General features: G+C 46.1%; 17 protein-coding genes. 14 read left to right on the forward strand and 3 right to left on the reverse strand.

Going from position 1 to position 17,972, the window contains the following annotated elements:
- Nucleotides 1-92 precede the first annotated feature (92 nt).
- The gene (locus tag ACQE26_RS13895) at nt 93-329 is read left to right on the forward strand and encodes a hypothetical protein (RefSeq protein ID WP_049628635.1); all 237 of its coding nucleotides are present in this window, start codon (nt 93-95) and stop codon (nt 327-329) included.
- A 34-nt stretch (nt 330-363) separates the two neighbouring features.
- Here ACQE26_RS13895 and ACQE26_RS13900 read toward each other — a convergent pair whose 3' ends face one another.
- Entirely contained in the window at nt 364-828 is a 465-nt protein-coding gene (locus ACQE26_RS13900) for a hypothetical protein (protein ID WP_016936621.1), read from the reverse strand.
- A 97-nt stretch (nt 829-925) separates the two neighbouring features.
- On the opposite strand from ACQE26_RS13900, the gene rarD reads away from it, so the two are divergent.
- The 4 genes from rarD (at nt 926) to bshB2 (ending at nt 3,198) form a co-directional block, all read left to right on the forward strand.
- A complete protein-coding gene (gene rarD, locus ACQE26_RS13905; protein ID WP_500469793.1) occupies nt 926-1,822 on the forward strand; it encodes an EamA family transporter RarD in 897 nt (298 codons plus the stop codon).
- A gap of 67 nt (nt 1,823-1,889) precedes the next feature.
- Complete coding sequence (yoyC, locus tag ACQE26_RS13910) at nt 1,890-2,168, forward strand: protein YoyC (protein ID WP_060962547.1); 279 nt, start codon at nt 1,890-1,892, stop codon at nt 2,166-2,168.
- Nucleotides 2,165-2,515 carry a YojF family protein gene (locus ACQE26_RS13915; RefSeq protein WP_016936618.1) on the forward strand — a complete coding sequence of 117 codons (351 nt, stop codon included), beginning with the start codon at nt 2,165-2,167 and terminating at the stop codon, nt 2,513-2,515. The genes yoyC and ACQE26_RS13915 overlap by 4 nt, the downstream gene beginning before the upstream one ends.
- Nucleotides 2,516-2,532: 17 nt before the next feature.
- Entirely contained in the window at nt 2,533-3,198 is a 666-nt protein-coding gene (bshB2, locus tag ACQE26_RS13920; RefSeq protein ID WP_015417637.1) for a bacillithiol biosynthesis deacetylase BshB2, read from the forward strand.
- Between the two features lie 38 nt (nt 3,199-3,236).
- Here the strand turns inward: bshB2 and ACQE26_RS13925 are convergent, their stop codons facing one another.
- On the reverse strand, nt 3,237-4,073 hold the full coding sequence (locus tag ACQE26_RS13925) for an STAS domain-containing protein (RefSeq protein ID WP_438420060.1): 837 nt from the start codon (nt 4,071-4,073) through the stop codon (nt 3,237-3,239).
- Nucleotides 4,074-4,086: 13 nt separating this feature from the next.
- Nucleotides 4,087-5,448, reverse strand: coding sequence for an MATE family efflux transporter (locus ACQE26_RS13930; RefSeq protein ID WP_500469796.1), 1,362 nt, complete (start codon nt 5,446-5,448; stop codon nt 4,087-4,089).
- 277 nt (nt 5,449-5,725) lie between these two features.
- On the opposite strand from ACQE26_RS13930, the gene cdaS reads away from it, so the two are divergent.
- From cdaS to ACQE26_RS13975, 9 genes are all read left to right on the forward strand, one after another.
- Nucleotides 5,726-6,352: a sporulation-specific diadenylate cyclase CdaS gene (cdaS, locus tag ACQE26_RS13935; RefSeq protein ID WP_500469798.1), complete on the forward strand. Its 627-nt coding sequence runs from the start codon at nt 5,726-5,728 to the stop codon at nt 6,350-6,352.
- A gap of 118 nt (nt 6,353-6,470) precedes the next feature.
- Nucleotides 6,471-7,682, forward strand: a complete 1,212-nt coding sequence (locus tag ACQE26_RS13940; protein ID WP_500469800.1) for a macrolide family glycosyltransferase — start codon at nt 6,471-6,473, stop codon at nt 7,680-7,682.
- A gap of 323 nt (nt 7,683-8,005) precedes the next feature.
- Nucleotides 8,006-9,247 (forward strand): C40 family peptidase, encoded by a 1,242-nt coding sequence (locus ACQE26_RS13945; RefSeq protein ID WP_500469802.1) that lies wholly within the window; start codon nt 8,006-8,008, stop codon nt 9,245-9,247.
- A 78-nt stretch (nt 9,248-9,325) separates the two neighbouring features.
- Complete coding sequence (locus ACQE26_RS13950; protein WP_500469804.1) at nt 9,326-9,916, forward strand: superoxide dismutase family protein; 591 nt, start codon at nt 9,326-9,328, stop codon at nt 9,914-9,916.
- A gap of 77 nt (nt 9,917-9,993) precedes the next feature.
- Entirely contained in the window at nt 9,994-10,884 is an 891-nt protein-coding gene (locus ACQE26_RS13955) for an AAA family ATPase (protein ID WP_060962554.1), read from the forward strand.
- A gap of 10 nt (nt 10,885-10,894) precedes the next feature.
- Nucleotides 10,895-12,811 (forward strand): vWA domain-containing protein, encoded by a 1,917-nt coding sequence (locus tag ACQE26_RS13960; RefSeq protein ID WP_500469806.1) that lies wholly within the window; start codon nt 10,895-10,897, stop codon nt 12,809-12,811.
- 228 nt (nt 12,812-13,039) lie between these two features.
- On the forward strand, nt 13,040-15,874 hold the full coding sequence (gene sucA / locus ACQE26_RS13965; RefSeq protein WP_060962556.1) for a 2-oxoglutarate dehydrogenase E1 component: 2,835 nt from the start codon (nt 13,040-13,042) through the stop codon (nt 15,872-15,874).
- Between the two features lie 15 nt (nt 15,875-15,889).
- Nucleotides 15,890-17,137 (forward strand): 2-oxoglutarate dehydrogenase complex dihydrolipoyllysine-residue succinyltransferase, encoded by a 1,248-nt coding sequence (gene odhB / locus ACQE26_RS13970; protein WP_047474626.1) that lies wholly within the window; start codon nt 15,890-15,892, stop codon nt 17,135-17,137.
- Between the two features lie 73 nt (nt 17,138-17,210).
- Nucleotides 17,211-17,957 carry an MBL fold metallo-hydrolase gene (locus tag ACQE26_RS13975; RefSeq protein ID WP_500469809.1) on the forward strand — a complete coding sequence of 249 codons (747 nt, stop codon included), beginning with the start codon at nt 17,211-17,213 and terminating at the stop codon, nt 17,955-17,957.
- The last annotated feature ends 15 nt before the right edge of the window (nt 17,958-17,972 follow it).

Below are 17,972 nucleotides of genomic sequence, written 5' to 3' on the forward strand. Positions count from 1 at the left end.
CTAACCAACACCCATCACTTTTACTACCGCCCAATCAATTTCCGCGCTTTATGAATACCTTTAAGAATAGGCAGACATAAAGGAGGAAAAACATGTACCCTCGTCATGCGTTGTATCGCGGGAATTTCGGACCTGCCGGATTTCCGGTGAGAAGTCCTTTTCTGTTCGGCGCTCCTTTATTCGGCGGTTTTTTAGGCGGTCTTCTCGGAGGCGTGATTGCCACAGGTTTTACGAGACCCCGGTATCCGTACGGTTTCGCCGGTTACGGATACGGAGGCCCATATGGCGGTTTCGGGCCGGGAGTCGGCGGTTACCCGCCATTTTATTAAAGAAAAAACGGCCTGCATCACGCGGGCCGTTTTTTTATCTTAAAATCTCCACTTCCGATAAATTGTAGTCTTCCAGTTTTGAAAACATGACTTCAATCATCCCGTCTTTATAGACTGCTTTTGTTCCTTTCCGTTTGACGAGGCTCGGAAGAACAATTTCTTTTTTTCCTTCCGCCAGACTGCTGTTCTCTACCACGAGGCTGTGTGACGTATGCTTAATCCTGATCCGGTCGAGTTCATCCTGCTCAGCGGGAATTTTTGCAAAAACATGATCGGATGTTTCAAACAGGTCAATTTCCGGCTTGGGCGGTTCTGCTTCGACCGGCTCGGCCTTTTGGGACATCGGGTCGCGAAAAGGGAACTGCCCGGCATAACCGGCGCCGAATACGCTTTCCATTACTCGGTTGACATATGTCTCGACATCTTTCGGATCTGCATTTTTAAACGTTTCTTTAGAGAACTGATTTTGGAAGGGAAAATATCTGTTCCAATCAAACACGGCATCTCACCCTTTCTTAACGGACAACATAGTATATGCCCGCCATAACCTTCCCGTGATATAATATAATCTGTTTACAGAAAGGAAGGGGAAGGCCGTGCAAGGGAATACCGCAAGAAAAGGAATCATTTATACCGCTTGTTCATTTGCCATGTGGGGGCTGTTTCCGGTCTATTGGAAGCTGCTTGAACATATACCCGCATTGGACATTTTAGCTCACAGGATTTTATGGTCGTTTGTTTTCATGTGTGTGCTTTTAACTGTGCTTAAAAAGTGGAAAACCGGATGGCGTGAACTGTGTCTTTTAAAATCTGAAGGGGGCCTGCTGGCGCTTTTTTTCGCTTCTGTTTTAATATCCATTAATTGGTTTGTGTACATATGGGCAGTTAACCACGGCTTTTTGCTTGAAGCAAGTCTCGGTTACTATATTAATCCGCTCGTTTCCGTTCTTTTGGGCATCCTATTTTTTAAAGAAAAGCTGAACAGACTGCAAACAGCAGCCGTTTCGATTGCCGGAGCGGCCGTGATCATATCGGCGTTTCAGTATGGCGCAGTTCCTTATATCGCGTTGCTGCTTGCGTTCAGTTTCGGCCTGTACGGCCTATGCAAAAAAAGAACCCGCATGTCCAGTACAATCGGTCTGACATTGGAAACGCTTCTGATTACTCCGGCTGCTCTTATTTACTTAGGTTATGCGGCTGACGGGAGCGCTTACGGGTCCTTGGGTGCAGAAACATGGGCGCTCCTTTTTTTCGCAGGCATATTTACAGCCCTGCCGCTGTTACTGTTTGCAGAGGGGGCAAAGCGACTGCCGCTGTATCAAGTCGGCATTTTGCAATATATATCGCCCACCATTACCCTTATGCTCGGCGTGTTTGTATATCATGAGCCGTTTTCCGGGCAAAAAGCGTTTACCTTCATTTGTATATGGGCAGCATTGCTCTTGTTTACCTTTTCACAGATAAAATGGAAACGGCCGTTAAAAAGCCGCTAAGCCTTTCGCTTTCCAGTGATAGCTTAAATTATGTATAATCATTACGAGTATGTAAAGGAGCTGTACAATGGGCACTGATAAAGACATCGCAAAAGCCTATCAGGCGCTGTGGAACAATCGCACACTCCCGGCTTCAACCCTTGAAGAAGCGGAGAAGGCAATTGATCTGGAACTGCTTGATCAAAGAACACATCCGAGGCTCCGAAAGACGCCTGAGGAAAAGTTTGCTCTGGCGGTGCAGCGAATTGTAGATTCCAGGCTGCAGCCGATTGAGAAATATGAATTGGTTGAACTACATACGAAGCGATTGCAATTTTTAAAAGAAGAAAGAGGGGAGCAGCTATGAAAGCGATCATAAAAGAAGATGTGCAAACTTCTTTAGAACGATTTGCCGATCGTCCTGTATATATCCATTTGGAAACAACGACCGGTTCTTATTCAGCGCATCTGAATGAGAAAAATATGACGGTTGTAGCCTATATACGCAATGCAAAAGTGACGTACCATCAGGCGAAAATCAAAGGGAACGGCCCGTACCGCGTCGGTTTGAAAACTGAAGAGGGCTGGATTTATGCAGAAGGCCTGACTGAATATACAGTAGATGACGAAGACCGTCTGTTAATGGCAGGGCATCTGCCGGGCGGAAAATTGGCGATTTCGCTTCAAATCAGCGAAAAGCCGTTTACAGTTTAAAGAAAAGGGTGAAAATCATGAAAGAACACGTACTCGTCATCCTGCCTCACCCTGATGATGAATCATACGGAGTGGCAGGGCTGATTGCTTTACACAGACAAAAAGATATTCCCGTTACGTATGCATGCGCAACGCTTGGAGAAATGGGCAGAAACATGGGGGATCCCTTTTTCGCAAACCGTGAAACACTGCCGCTGTTAAGAAAGCAAGAGCTGATTGACGCATGTAAAGCAATGGATATCACTGACCTGAGAATGCTCGGGCTTCGTGATAAAACACTTGAATTTGAAGATGACGAGTGGCTTGCGGATATGATGGAAGAGATTATCGACGATGTAAAACCGAGTCTGATTGTCACATTCTATCCGGGACACGGCGTCCATCCGGATCATGATGCATGCGGCGAAGCGGTCATCAGAGCGCTTTACAGAAAGAAAAAAGAGGACCGCCCGCGCACGCTTTGCATGGCAATCACCCGCAACAGGGAGGAAGCCGTCGGCAAGCCTGATGTCATTCTTGATATTAAAGAGGTCGCCGATATTAAAATGAATGCCTTAAAAGCGCATCGCACTCAAACAGAAGGTATGCTGAGAGAGCTGGAAGAAAAAATAAAAAATAACGAGCCGGTTCTCCAAACCTGGTTTGAAGAAGAAGTGTATTGGACATATCCGTGGAAAGACTGATAAAAAAAGGGATAAGGCGTTTCTGCCTTATCCTTTTTTTATGTCAGATCGGAAGCGATCGCTTCCGCAAGCGAAGACCGTATTGATAAATTTGAAAAACTCAGGCCGAGCTGCACCGCGGTTTGGGCAATTTCAGGCCGGATTCCGGATAATGTCGCTTTCACGCCGAGCATTCCGAGTGATTCAATTAAAGTGAAAAGCTGTTGGGCAACCATCGTATCAATCATGGCCACACCTGATAAATCGATGTACAGCTGCGTGATCCGTTTCTCTGAACATCGGTGCAGCGTATTTTCTAAGATCATTTTGGCTCTTGCCGTGTCAATATCCCCGATCAGCGGCAGCAGTCCGACATTGTCAAAAAGCACTATGACAGGCGAACTCAGCTCGGTGATCAACTCCTTTTGCGCTTCAAGCTGAATGTGTGTGTTTTTATACATCTCTTCTATGAAAATATGAATGACCACATCAAATGATTTAATCAGCGTATGGAATATATCTTCAGCATCTTCTTCTGTGACGGTGTCTGAATGCAGTTTGGTAAACTGCTTTACATGGCCGACATACAAATCACGAACTCTGATAAACTCGCGAATGATGTAATGGATAGGAGTTTTTAAATGTTCTTTATCCTGTGCGGCTTCGAACGCCCACTTCTCCAATGCCGCTGTATAAACTTCCTTCTTCTCAGAAAAAATCCGATTGATTTGATAATTAAACGTCAGATTTTGTTTTTTCAGATTCATGATTACCGCCGGGTCAGAAGAAGCATAAACAGAATCAGGATCCGTATCATGAAGGGTATCAAACCATGTCTGACTGATTTCTTCCGCCCGTTCGGTTAAATAATCGTACAGCAGTTTATGTGTTGGCATTTCTGTTCCTCCTCTATGAAATCATCATTTTTTTCACATCACGCTTTTGCAGCTTGAGCAGTCTGAAGAATAATCCGACAGCTCCTGCGGCGAGTCCCGCAATTAAACCGATCCAGTAGCCGTAGGCCCCGAGGCTCGTATAAGTGCCGACTGCGTAACCGAGAGGAAGCCCGATGATCCAATACGAAACAAAAGCCGCACCGAGTGTATAATTGACATCCTTATATCCTCTCAGAGCGCCTTGTATCGGAGCTGCCACGGCATCAGAAAGCTGGAAAAACAAAGCATAGATTAAAAAGTGCTGTGTCAACATAAGCACGTCCGGTTCTGATGTATACATTCCGGCGATTTGCGGTCTGAACAGCAAAATGAAAGCAGCCGTGCATAAAGAAAAACAAAGGGCCATCACAATGCCGATATAGCTGTATGACCGGGCATCCCTGTAGCGCTTTGCCCCTGCTTCAAAGCCGACTAATATGGTCAGCGCCATGGATACGCTGAGCGGCAGCATATACAAGAGGGAAGCGAAATTCATTGCCGCTTGGTGGGCTGCAATCGTCACCGTCTGGAAATGGCTCATAAGCAGTGTGACAGCCGCAAAAATGCTCGTTTCAAAAAATACGGCAAAACCGATAGGCAAACCGATTTTCAAAAGCTTTCTGCATTCAGACGGAGAAAACCGGTACAGTTTCCGAAATACAGAGTACCCGGCAAACGGCTCATATCTTGAGACGATAAAAAAGCTGATAGCGCAAATACACCAGTAAGTCAGGGCGGAAGCAAGCCCCGCACCGACTCCGCCCAATGCCGGCATGTTGAATTTCCCGAAAATAAACACATAATTCAAGACAAAATTGATGGGCAGTGAGCAGAGCGTAATAAGCATAGTGACTCTCGTTTTGCCCAGTGCATCGATAAACGAGCGCAAAACGGCGTACACAAACAAAGGAAAAATGCCAAGGGATAAAAACCCTAAAAAATGTTTGGCGATCGTCCGGACACGAGGCTCCAGGCCCAAATGTCCCAAAATCACATCAACAGTGAAAAAACCGATAAGGATGACCGCCGCACTGAGAATGGCCGCTACGTAAACGGCCTGAATGACGGAAAACGGCGCTTCCTTTTGTCTGCCTGCTCCGAACAGCTGCGACACAACGGGCGTAACGGCCATCAAAATTCCTGCCAGTCCCGTATAAACCGGTGTCCATAGGCTTGAACCGATTGCAACGCCGGCTAAATCCGCGGCGCTCACTTTCCCTGACATCACCGTGTCCAAAAAGGTAATCAAAGAAAGACCGGCCTGTGTAATCAAAATCGGAATGAAGATATGTAACAGCTGTCTGACCTTTTGGCCGATCGTGTTCGTTTCTCTCAAGTTAGGTTCCCCGTTTCTTTATTTTAACGAGAGAAATTATAACATTTTATGTATAAAAAGCAATGAAACCCGGCCTACTCTTTTTTATCCGGCTTCGGCTTTTTAAACATTTTTGCGTAAATGAATGAAAGTGAAATGACACCTAAAAAGGTGCAGATATACTGCAACAGCCTTGTGAGTTCCATACAAACCCCGCCTCCTTTCTTGATTATCGTGCGCATTGCGGCGCATATCCATGCGCGCGATGCAGAAAATAAGGAAAAGGAGCTGATGTGACATGCGCCACACTCAAATGACGGAAAGTGCGTTTACCGCTGCCGTCCAAAAGTATCTGAAACAAATTACGGAGGATGCCGCAATGATACTGCGGACATTGGATGAAAAAGATCAATGCCTGCTTTGCGAACTAGATGAACTTGGACATACGTTTCAGGAAATGCAGGCTGTCGCTTCGTCATTTTACCTGCAGACATATATCGAACATTTTACGCCTTCTTATACAGAGCTGGCGAGAGCCGTGCAGCATCTGGCAGAAGAGAAGCACGGAGCGCTGATTGTGATTGAACGGGCAGATCCGCTGGACGGAATGATACAAAAAGGGACAAGTCTTCATGCTGAAATCAGTTCAGCTTTAATTGAGAGTATTTTTTACCCCGGCAATCCGCTTCACGACGGAGCCGTATTGGTCAGAGAAAACCGGGTTGTATCGGCGGCCAATGTGCTTCCGCTCACAACAAAAAATGTCGGCGTCAAATACGGGACGCGCCACAGAGCCGCGATGGGTCTTTCGGCCGTGACTGATGCGCTCGTGCTCGTTGTTTCAGAAGAAACGGGGAAAATGTCCTTTGCTAAAGACGGCGGGCTGTATCCGCTTGTTTCGCCGCGGGCGCTTCATACGAAATAATAAGAAAATGGGAATATTGTACCCATTTAATATTAATAAGGTGAACATCTTTACCTTTTTCTGTATCGATGTTATTGTTTAAATATACATAAAATTTAAAAGAACAGGGAGTGGGAAGATGGCAAATGTATTGATGATCGGCTTTCCGGGAGAAGGCCATATCAATCCGTCTTTAGGCGTTGTAAAGGAATTAAAGGCGAAGGGCGAACATGTCGTATATTACGGCGTGAAGGAATATGAGAATAAAATCGCGTCAAGCGGAGCGGAATTCCGTGAATACGAAGATTTCCGAAAAGATGAATTCGGAAAAAACGCAACGGGTGATGAACATCGGGACGCTACAGAGTTTTTACTGTTAATGATTGAGACCTCTAAAAAAGCCGCACTCCGCATTCTTGAGGATGTAAAAGATGAATCCTACGACTACATCATGTACGATCATCATTTTCTGGCAGGCAGGCTTGTGAGAAACATGCTGAAACTGCCGGCATATTCACTTTGTACGACATTTGCGATGAATGAAGCATTTATTAAAGAAGTCTTCTCAAATACAAACCTTGTATCAGAGGAATCATCCCATTATCCGGCTTATACTGAAGCGGTCAGCCAGCTCAATGAAGAATTCAGTGCAGACATTAAAACGCCGTATGATATTTTCTCAAATGACGGCAGAAAAACCATCGTGTTTACTTCAAGAGCGTTTCAGCCGAAAGAAGAAGAGTTCGGAGATTCCTATCTCTTTGTCGGTCCGTCCATAACCGACAGGGCGGCGTCCCATGATTTCCCGTTTGAACAGCTCGAAGGGGAAAACGTCCTGTTTATTTCAATGGGAACGATTTTTAACAACCAGAAGGAATTGTTTAATAAATGCTTAAAAGCAGCCAGAAGCTTTAACGGGAAAGCCGTCATGTCAATCGGCAAACATCTTGATCCGGCTGAACTGGATGAAATTCCGGAGAATGTCATTGTAAAGCCTTATGTTCCGCAGCTTGAGATTTTAAAGAGAGCGGACTTATTTATCACGCACGGCGGAATGAACAGTACGAGCGAAGGGCTTTATTACAAAACCCCGATGATCGTCATTCCGATGGGCGCAGATCAGTTCGCCGTCGGAAGCCAAGTGGAAAACACGGGAGCAGGCAAGATGTTTAAAAAAGAAAATGTAACAGTGGAATTGCTTACTAAAGCAATAAAAGAATTGAGTGAAAATCCTGAATATCAGAAAAAAGCTGATGAGATCGGAGAATCCTTGAAAGCGGCCGGCGGAGCACAGCGTGCAGCGGAATTGATATTAGAAGACGTGAAAACTGCCGTGACCCGGGTGCTGTAATCGCTCATTACCTGCTTCCTTTAAAGGAAGCGGGCTTTTTTTTGCTTGTTTTTCGGGGAGGATTTTTCCTGCCGCAAAGAGAATTGTATGAAAAACAGACAAGAAAGGTGGAATGTCGCGGAAAAAAGCCATGTTATGAAAATGATTCCAAAGTCTTTTGTGAAATGATCTCTATTTATGTAAAATGTGTGGCATTAGTGATGATTTAAGGTGTAAATGAAACGGAAATGATGTCGACTTCTGCATGAATCTTGTATAACAGGCGGCGTTTGAAGAAAAGGAATGCCCCTTTCAGTAATGATAAATAGGAGGTTTTTCGTTATATGAAGAAAAAAATCGCAGCCGGTCTGGCTGTATCTGCAGTAATGACTTCAACCTTCGCCGTGCATCCCGCTGAAGCAAAAACCATTCAAGTAAAAAACGGCGATTCTCTTTGGAAGCTTTCCCGACAATATCATACAAGCATTTCAGCCCTCCAGGCGGAAAACAAATTGAAATCAACGATCCTTTACCCCGGACAGCGGCTGAACATTCCTGACGGCAGCAGCACACATAAAACAAATCAAAAGGAAAAACGAAGCACGGGCGCTTACACGGTTACATACGGAGATTCCTTATGGGTGATCGCAAAAAAATACCGCATGAGTGTTTCGGAGCTGAGAAGCCTGAACCGTTTGAGCTCAGATGTCATCTATCCGGGCCAAAAACTGAAAATTAAAGGGTCTGCCCCCGGCACGGACAGAGGCGGCAAACAGACAAAACCTGATAAAGCCGCATCAGGGACTTACACTGTAAAACCGGGTGATTCGCTTTGGAAAATCGCCAATCAAATCGGCATCACCATCGCTGAACTGAAAAAGCTGAATCAATTAACGTCAGACTTGCTGTATCCGAACCAAGTGTTAAAAACCAAAGGCTCTCCACATAACGGAAACAGCGGCACAACACCGCCATCTCATCCAAACCCTTCTGAGAAGCCGTCCACATACAAAGTAAAAGCAGGCGATTCCCTCTGGAAAATTGCCAATCGGTTCGGCATCACCGCCCAGCTCATCAGAGAAAAAAATAAACTGACAACTGATGTGCTGCAAATCGGACAAGTTCTCGTGATAAACGGGACGGAAAAAACAGAAGACCCTGTGCGCCAGCCGGAAAACAAGCCGGCAAAGCCAAACAAACCTCATATTCCCGAACCTCCGGTGACAGGGTCAAAGATTGACAGAATGATAGGCGAAGCAAAAAAATACGTCGGCGTGCCTTACCGATGGGGAGGCAATACGCCTGCGGGATTCGATTGCAGCGGCTATATCTATTACCTTTTAAATAAGGTAAGCTCTGTTTCACGTCTGAGCACCGCCGGATACTGGAATACAATGAAACAAATCAGCCAGCCGTCAGCAGGCGACTTCGTCTTCTTTACGACATATAAATCAGGTCCTTCTCATATGGGAATATATTTGGGCGGAGGAGATTTCATTCACGCAAGTTCCTCCGGGGTTGAAATTTCAAACTTAAGCAATCCATATTGGAAAAAAGCTTATTTAGGAGCGCGCAGTTATTTTTAAAAAGCCTTTCGGGGCTTTTTTTGTTTACCATATTTATGTTTTGACAAGACTGATGGGTAAAAATAAGGGGGAGAAAGCATGAACCGTCTCTTGCTTTTTCTCATGCTCGCATCAATCACGCTTGGCGGCTGCGGAGGCAGGACCGCTCCAGTTCCTCCCAAAAAACATGAAGAAAGCCGCGCATTGGAAGCGTCAGCATACCGCGAGCATGCCGGACTCATCAATCAAAAAGGTAAAAACATCGGATATATTGAAGTGAGAGATTCTGATGAGGAAGGGTCAGACATCCATATATCAGCAGGACATCTGCCGCCGGGCGCTTCTCTCGGGTTTCATATTTATGAAAAAGGGGTATGCCAGACACCTGATTTCGAATCAGCCGGCGGCCCGTTCAACCCTTTGAACAAAGAGCACGGCTTCAACAATCCGATGGGGCATCACGCTGGGGATCTCCCCAATCTTGAAGTGGGGGCTGACGGTAAAGTGGATGTCATTATGAACGCGCCGCAGACTTCTTTAAAAGAAGGAAGCAGACTCAGCCTGCTTGACCGGGACGGGAGCGCGTTCGTCATTCATGAACATACGGATGATTATTTAACAAACCCGAGCGGAAATTCCGGAGCCAGAATCGCCTGCGCTCCTCTGACAAAAAGCGCCCGCAGGGAATAAGCCCTTTTGTATTGAGTATACAAGGGCTTTTTTAGTATACTCGGTTATGGAATATGAATGGAAAGGAAACATCACCTATGACTTCAGAATTACAGCACTTATCACTGCCCCAAGATATACAAAACAAACTGCAAGCTTATCAGAATCATCCCGTTTCCCAAGAATTTCAGGAGTTAATCGGATCATCGGGCTATGAGGCCGAAGATAAAGCAATTATATTTGATGCGATCATCGCTTTGACAATGGGAAAAAATATCTTATTAAAAGGACCTACGGGTTCAGGGAAAACAAAATTGGCGGAAACGCTTTCGAACTATTTTCATAAACCGATGCACAGCGTCAACTGCTCCGTAGACCTTGATGCAGAAGCGCTTGTCGGTTATAAAACGATTGAAAATGAACACGGGCAGGCGACAATTGAATTCGTTCCCGGACCGGTAACAAAGGCAATGAACGAGGGGCATTTTCTATACATTGACGAAATCAATATGGCAAAGCCTGAAACCCTTCCGATTTTAAACGGCGTGCTTGATTACAGAAAAATGATGACAAACCCGTTTACAGGAGAAGTGATTAAGGCGAGCGAAGGATTCGGTGTCATCGCAGCCATTAATGAAGGCTACGTCGGCACCGTGCCGCTGAACGAAGCCCTTAAAAACCGCTTTGTCATTATTGATGTTCCGTATATTAAAGGAAGCCTTCTGAAGCAGGTTCTGACCTCTCAGTCTGTCTTAAAAGATGAGAAATTAATTGAGCGTTTCATGACATTGTCTTCTGATTTAATCGCACAAGCGCATAACGGACAAGTGTCAGAGGAAGCGGCGTCAATCAGGGCTCTCATTGATACGTGCGACTTGGCTGCGTATATTCCGCCGAAACGGGCGATTGAAAGAGGCATCGTGGAAAAGCTTGATGATGACAGAGAGAAAGCCGCTGTCAGAAATATTGCAGAAACGCTGTTCGAATGAGGGATATACAATGAAGTTTATCAAATTTAACGACAGCACGATCGATTCATTTTTGTTCATGATGCTGACTGACCTGGCCAAAACACTGACCAGAAGCAGTGAAGTGGAAGTAGAATACGGCGTGCAATCTTACTACAATCCCTTTGAAAAGAAAATTTACATGAGCCACTTTTGGAAGGACAGATCAGCCGGTGATATGGAAGCCGGCTTGAAAAGCGATGTGTATTTGCGCGCTGTCGGAACACGCAGCAGCTCATTCCGTGAATTTTCCGGGTTTTTAAATGATGTCCGCCGGCACTTCACCCGCCAAAGCTTTGCAAAGCAGCTGTTCATGCTGCTTGAAGATATCAGAATTGAAGAGCTGATCAAAAAAGAGCGGCCGGGAACGAAACGTGTATTTCAGAAGCGGAGAGAAATGTACAGGAAATACTTCACAACACAGCTGACATTGAATTTGGAACGGAGTATTTTCACCGACGCTTTGTATTGCGCGATGTTTGTCAAACTGACGGCTGAGTCTCCGCTTGAAGGCATTCCCTCCATGCAGGAAGATATTGATATGATGATACCGTATATTGAACGCCAGCTCATCCGGGTGTATGAGGCCGAATCTACGCAACAGATCGCAAAAATAACAGAAGACCTCATGGAAGGCCTTGATGAAGTGCTGGAGAAAGATATGCTGAACACCTACTTCTTTCTGCCGGAACTTGATTACGAGAAAGCGGCTGAAGAGCCTTTATTCGAGAGCATCAAAAGAGCGCCGTCATTAAGCGACGATATCACGCTCCCTGAGTCTTCCGACGGAGATGAAGATATCCATGAAGAGAAAATGAATACGTGGCACCGGGAAACTGAAGCGCCGTCAAAAAGTTTCCTTCAATTTGATATTGAACACGGCGCGAAATCAGACCTTGGGAATGACGCCGCCAGAGAAGGCGATGACGGTGATCAGGCGCTCGCCTCCGTTCAAGGCTCAGCACGCCAGACAAAAAGAGAGGATTATTCCCAGCTGGAAGCGCTTGAATCCAGACAGGATGAACACAGGGGAGCGGGACTGGCTGACGGAAAAGAAAACAAATTTGCCTTCCCGGTTTACCAAACACCGCACAAAGCGTCTCTGGAAGATGAACAGTCCTATAAAGAGCAGGCGAAAACGATAGAATCATATCAAAAGCGCCTGAAGCAGATGATACAAAAAACACTTGAACACAAAAAAACGCTCCCGCGGACCGATCTTCATGCAGGCAGGCTGAATCGCAAGCTGCTCCGCTACTTTACGGAACGGAATCCGCGCCTTTTCTATAAAAAGCAGGACCCGTCTTCAGAAATTGACGCTGTGTTTACATTGCTTGTCGATTGTTCGGCCAGCATGTTCGACAAAATGGATGAAACAAAGAGAGGAATCGTCCTTTTTCATGAAGCATTGAAATCAGTGTCCGTTCCGCACCAGATCGTCGGTTTTTGGGAGGATACAAACGAAGCGACCGAAACGAGCCAGCCGAACTTCTTCAATACGGTGATTCCGTTTGAAGAATCGCTGCTGCAGGCGGCGGGTCCTTTGATCATGCAGCTTGCGCCGGAGGAAGATAACAGAGACGGATATGCCATCAGACAAATGACAAAACAGCTGATGAGGCGGAGTGAGGCACAAAAGTTTTTAATCGTGTTTTCAGATGGGGAGCCCGCAGCGTTCGGCTACGAACAAAACGGCATCGTCGATACGAGCGAGGCTGTCATCGAAGCGAGAAAAAGAGGGATAGAAGTCATAAATGTTTTTCTGTCCAATACCGCGATAGAAGAATCCCAGATGAAAACCATTCAGGATATGTACGGAAAGTACAGTATTTTTGTTCCGGACGTCGATCAGCTCCCCGATGTGCTGTATCCGCTCTTGAAAAAACTGCTTCATAAAAGCATAGGATAAGCTTTTTCCTATGCTTTTTCGCTTTTTATTTTAAAATGATTTAATTTTTTCGTTATGGATCTGTTTTTTTTTACTATTTTGTGAACAATCAAGGTAGAATCCAAACACAATCAGTGGTAAAATATCCTTGGAAGCGTTTTTATTACATAATTTTGGGCACAGCGTTCAAAAGTTATTTCAAGATAGTGAAATGATCACTTGATTATCTAGGTTGGGGGTAATATTCAAATGTTTCAAAATAATATGAAACAAAGAATGAATTGGGAAGATTTTTACGGACCGAACCTCGGCTACGCACTGGAGCTGTACGACCAATATGCTGAAGATCCAGACAGCATTGATCCGGATCTGAAAGACATGTTTGACGAACTCGGCGCTCCGCCAAGCCAGATAAAAGAGGCATCGGGAACAAAGGAACAGGGACGCGTCACCGCAGATCTGATTCAAAAGATCGCAGCAGCAGTTAAACTTGCAGAAGATATTCGAACCTATGGCCATCTGAACGCTTCCGTCAATCCGCTCAGAAAGGATCAAATAAAGAGCGAGCTCTTTCCGTTATCCGAGTACGGGCTTACAGAAGAAGAACTGAAAGCAATACCCGCGTCTGTCATCTGTAAAGACGCACCTGCCAATATAACGAACGGCTTAGAAGCCATCCAGCATTTACGCAATACGTATAAAAGAACCATCTCCTTTGAATTTGACCATGTGCATGATTTCGAAGAGCGCGCATGGATTACAAAAATGGTCGAATCCGGAGAACTGTTCCGGAAAAATTCACCGGAAAAACTGTCAGCCGTTTTAGAAAGACTGACGGAAGTAGAAGGATTTGAACAATTTTTACACCGGACATTCGTCGGTCAGAAACGTTTCTCAATTGAGGGATTAGACGCGCTTGTGCCGGTTCTTGACGACATTATCGCCCAGTCTGTGAAAGCAGGCACAACCAATGTCAATATCGGAATGGCGCACAGAGGCCGTTTAAATGTCCTCGCGCATGTGCTCGGAAAACCATATGAAATTATTTTCTCAGAATTCCAGCACGCGCCGAATAAAGATCTTGTACCGTCTGAAGGCTCGACCGGAATCAGCTACGGCTGGACGGGAGATGTAAAATACCACCTCGGTGCAGACAGACAGCTTCAGGATGCTGAAACCAAAAGCGCGCGGATTACGCTCGCGAATAACCCGAGCCACCTGGAATTCATCAATCCGATTATTGAAGGAAGCACGCGGGCGGCACAGGAAACAAGAACGCAAAAGGGGTACCCGGTTCAAGACGAAACAAAATCGCTCGCCATTTTAATTCACGGTGACGCAGCGTTCCCGGGAGAAGGAATTGTCGCTGAGACGCTGAACTTAAGCTCTCTGAAAGGCTATCAGGTCGGGGGGGCCATTCATATCATCGCCAATAATATGATCGGCTTTACAACTGAAAGCGATGAATCCCGTTCTACTAAATATGCCAGTGATTTGGCGAAGGGCTATGAAATACCGATCGTTCACGTCAACGCGGATGATCCTGAAGCATGCCTGTCAGCCGTTAAGTTTGCGGTCGAATACCGGAAGCGTTTCAATAAAGATTTCTTAATCGATTTAATCGGTTACAGACGGTACGGTCACAATGAAATGGATGAGCCGTCCACGACACAGCCGATGCTGTATGACGCCGTCAGAAAACACCCGACTGTCAAGCGGATCTTTGCGGAAAAACTCGTAAGTGAAGGCCTGATCAGCGAGGAAAAAGCGCAAAACATTGAAACGGCAGTGACAAAACGAATCGAAGACGCCTATAAAAAGGTGCCCGCCAAAAAAGAAGACGCCGTACGGGAAATCGAATTGCCGGAACCGGTGTCCAACGGTTTTCCTGACGTTGACACAGCCATTGATTTTGACGTTCTCCGCAAGCTGAACGGCGAACTCATCAACTGGCCGGAATCCTTTAACGTGTTCGGCAAGCTGAAAAGAATTTTGGAAAGACGCGCAAAAGCGTTTGATGATGATCGTAAAGTGGAATGGTCATTGGCTGAATCGCTTGCGTTTGCTTCCATTTTGAAAGACGGCACGCCGATCCGGCTGACCGGACAGGATTCAGAGCGCGGAACGTTCGCTCAGCGAAACCTTGTGCTGCATGACAGCGAAACAGGAGAAGAATTTGTTGCGCTCCATCATTTAGACGACTGTGCTTCTTCATTTACGGTGCATAACAGCCCGCTTTCTGAAGGGTCGGTTCTCGGCTTTGAATATGGGTACAACGTGTATTCGCCTGAAACGCTTGTGATGTGGGAGGCGCAGTACGGGGACTTTGCCAATGCGGCTCAAGTCTATTTTGACCAATTCATCTCTGCAGGACGGGCAAAATGGGGACAAAAATCAGGATTAGTCATGCTGCTCCCTCACGGTTACGAAGGACAGGGGCCTGAACACTCCAGCGCCCGCGTCGAGCGGTTCCTGCAGCTGGCGGCAGAAAATAACTGGACGGTGGCCAACCTGACAAGTGCGGCTCAATATTTCCATATTTTAAGAAGACAAGCGAAAATGTTGCTTCGTGAGGAAATCCGCCCGCTTGTGATCATGACGCCGAAGAGCCTGCTGCGCAATCCGAATACGGTATCTGAAGTGCAGGAACTGAGCGAAAGCAGATTCAAGCCGGTCTATGAGCAATCCGGTCTTTCCCACGCTTACGAAAAAGTGACCCGCGTCGTGTTATCAAGCGGAAAAGTGTCAATTGACATCAGCGATCACTTTAACAAAATGGAAGGCGATAAAGATTGGCTTCATATTGCCAGAATCGAACAGCTGTATCCGTTCCCGGCAAAAGACGCGAAAGAACTTTTCGCCAAACTGCCGAACCTGCAAGAGATCGTTTGGGTTCAGGAAGAACCGCAGAACATGGGGGCTTGGAGTTATATCAGCCCGTATCTGACGGAAATCGCGCCGAAAGGAGTAAATGTTCAATACATCGGCCGAAGAAGACGATCCAGTCCCGCAGAAGGAGATCCGACAGTCCACAAAAAAGAACAGGAACGCATTGTATCTGATAGCTTGACTCGCAAAAACTAAGGGGGAAATGTAAAAATGGCGGAAATTAAGGTACCTGAATTAGCAGAATCAATCTCAGAAGGAACGATAGCCCAATGGTTAAAGCAGCCCGGTGATTATGTAGAACAGGGTGAGTATTTGCTTGAACTGGAGACGGACAAAGTAAATGTTGAATTGACAGCAGAAGAATCGGGTGTTCTAAAAGAGGTATTGAAAGATTCGGGTGATACCGTCCAAGTAGGAGAAATTATCGGCACCATTACAGAAGGCGCTGGCGAAAGTTCTGCACCTGCCCCTTCAGAAAGTGCTCCAGCCAATGAACAAACGAAAGAGGAAGCAAAAGCTGAACCGGCTGCTCAAGAAGTCAGCCAGGAAGCACAATCAGAAACAAAATCAAAAACGGTTGCGTCTCCGGCTGCACGCAAGCTGGCAAGGGAAAAAGGAATTGACCTTTCACAAATTCCGACGGGGGACCCGCTCGGCCGCGTACGCAAACATGATGTGGAAGCTTATGAAAAGCCGGCTCCAAAACCTGCGGCACAGCCGAAACAGCAGGCTCAAAAAACACAGCAAAGCTTTGACAAACCTGTCGAAGTGCAAAAAATGTCCCGCCGCCGACAAACGATCGCGAAACGATTGGTTGAAGTGCAGCAGACTTCTGCGATGCTGACGACGTTTAATGAAGTGGATATGACGGCGGTTATGAATTTAAGAAAACGCCGTAAAGACCAATTTCTTGAGCAAAATGAAGTAAAACTCGGTTTCATGTCGTTCTTCACAAAAGCCGTCGTGGCAGCATTGAAAAAATATCCGCTCCTTAACGCTGAAATTCAAGGCGATGAGCTGATCGTGAAAAAGTTTTATGATATCGGTATCGCTGTCGCGGCTGAAGAAGGGCTTGTCGTCCCAGTCGTGCGTGACGCTGATCGTCTGACATTCGCCGGCATAGAAAGAGAAATCGGCGAACTCGCGAAGAAAGCGCGAAACAATAAATTAACATTAGGTGAGCTGCAAGGAGGCTCCTTCACGATCACAAACGGAGGTACATTCGGCTCGCTTATGTCAACACCAATCCTAAACAGCCCTCAGGTTGGGATCTTAGGTATGCATAAAATTCAGCTGCGCCCTGTAGCGATTGATGCCGAGCGCTCTGAAAACCGTCCGATGATGTACATCGCTTTATCATATGATCACAGAATTGTAGATGGCAAAGAAGCGGTCGGATTCCTTGTCACCATTAAAAACCTGCTTGAAGATCCGGAACAGCTGTTGCTGGAAGGGTAATTTGTGTCAGATGAAAAGTACACTGCTTTTACAAGCGGTGTACTTTTTTTATTGAGGAAAGGGAGAAATGCAGATGAAAAACTGTTATCCGCTTGAGATTAAATTTGAACATAATGGAGAATGGCATTCTATCACGCCGGTTCTTCTGCAAGACGAACATGACACGATTTTAATAGACTGCGGATATCCCGGCTTTACAAAACACCTTCAACATGCTGCTGCCCGGCGCGGTATGCCGCTTCATTCATTGACGAAAATCATTGTAACGCATCAAGACATAGACCATATCGGCTCACTCGCTGCATTGCACCGTTTGTATCCGGATATCAGCGTGACAGCACACGAACATGAAGCGCCGTATATTGACGGCTCAAAAAAATCTTTACGGCTTGAGCAGGCTGAATCAACGTTTTGTTCATTGCCAGAGGAAGCAAAACCTCATGCAAAACAGTTCATCCGCTCGCTTCAATCAGCCGAATCGGCTCCGGTTCACCGGACAGTTACTGACGGCGAGCTGCTGCCTTGGTGCGGAGGCATTCGCATTATGGCCACGCCGGGTCATACAACCTGCCATATCAGCCTTTATCTGCCTGCCGAAAAAATAATGATCACAGGCGATGCGGTGGTTATTGAAGACGGAAAGCTGAATCTTGCTCATCCCGGCTATACGTTACATATGGGAGATGCGGTCCGTTCCGTAGAGCGGCTGCTCGATTACGATATCCGCCAATTGATTTGTTATCATGGAGGTTTATTTCAGGGGAATGTAAAAAAAGCGCTTTTGCGCCTGTTTCGTGATCTGCAGAAAAAACAAGGATAGAGCGGCAGCCGCCCT

The sequence above is a fragment of the Bacillus sp. 5RYD7K genome (assembly GCF_059831465.1).

Bases quoted from the DNA above. Each gene is read 5' to 3' on its own strand.
- ACQE26_RS13950 (WP_500469804.1), top strand. From the start codon at position 9,326: ATGAACCGTCTCTTGCTTTTTCTCATGCTCGCATCAATCACGCTTGGC.
- cdaS (WP_500469798.1), top strand. From the start codon at position 5,726: ATGCGCCACACTCAAATGACGGAAAGTGCGTTTACCGCTGCCGTCCAA.
- ACQE26_RS13940 (WP_500469800.1), top strand. From the start codon at position 6,471: ATGGCAAATGTATTGATGATCGGCTTTCCGGGAGAAGGCCATATCAAT.
- ACQE26_RS13955 (WP_060962554.1), top strand. From the start codon at position 9,994: ATGACTTCAGAATTACAGCACTTATCACTGCCCCAAGATATACAAAAC.
- ACQE26_RS13925 (WP_438420060.1), bottom strand. From the start codon at position 4,073: ATGCCAACACATAAACTGCTGTACGATTATTTAACCGAACGGGCGGAA.
- ACQE26_RS13945 (WP_500469802.1), top strand. From the start codon at position 8,006: ATGAAGAAAAAAATCGCAGCCGGTCTGGCTGTATCTGCAGTAATGACT.
- yoyC (WP_060962547.1), top strand. From the start codon at position 1,890: ATGGGCACTGATAAAGACATCGCAAAAGCCTATCAGGCGCTGTGGAAC.
- ACQE26_RS13975 (WP_500469809.1), top strand. From the start codon at position 17,211: ATGAAAAACTGTTATCCGCTTGAGATTAAATTTGAACATAATGGAGAA.
- odhB (WP_047474626.1), top strand. From the start codon at position 15,890: ATGGCGGAAATTAAGGTACCTGAATTAGCAGAATCAATCTCAGAAGGA.
- sucA (WP_060962556.1), top strand. From the start codon at position 13,040: ATGTTTCAAAATAATATGAAACAAAGAATGAATTGGGAAGATTTTTAC.
- ACQE26_RS13895 (WP_049628635.1), top strand. From the start codon at position 93: ATGTACCCTCGTCATGCGTTGTATCGCGGGAATTTCGGACCTGCCGGA.
- bshB2 (WP_015417637.1), top strand. From the start codon at position 2,533: ATGAAAGAACACGTACTCGTCATCCTGCCTCACCCTGATGATGAATCA.
- ACQE26_RS13915 (WP_016936618.1), top strand. From the start codon at position 2,165: ATGAAAGCGATCATAAAAGAAGATGTGCAAACTTCTTTAGAACGATTT.
- ACQE26_RS13960 (WP_500469806.1), top strand. From the start codon at position 10,895: ATGAAGTTTATCAAATTTAACGACAGCACGATCGATTCATTTTTGTTC.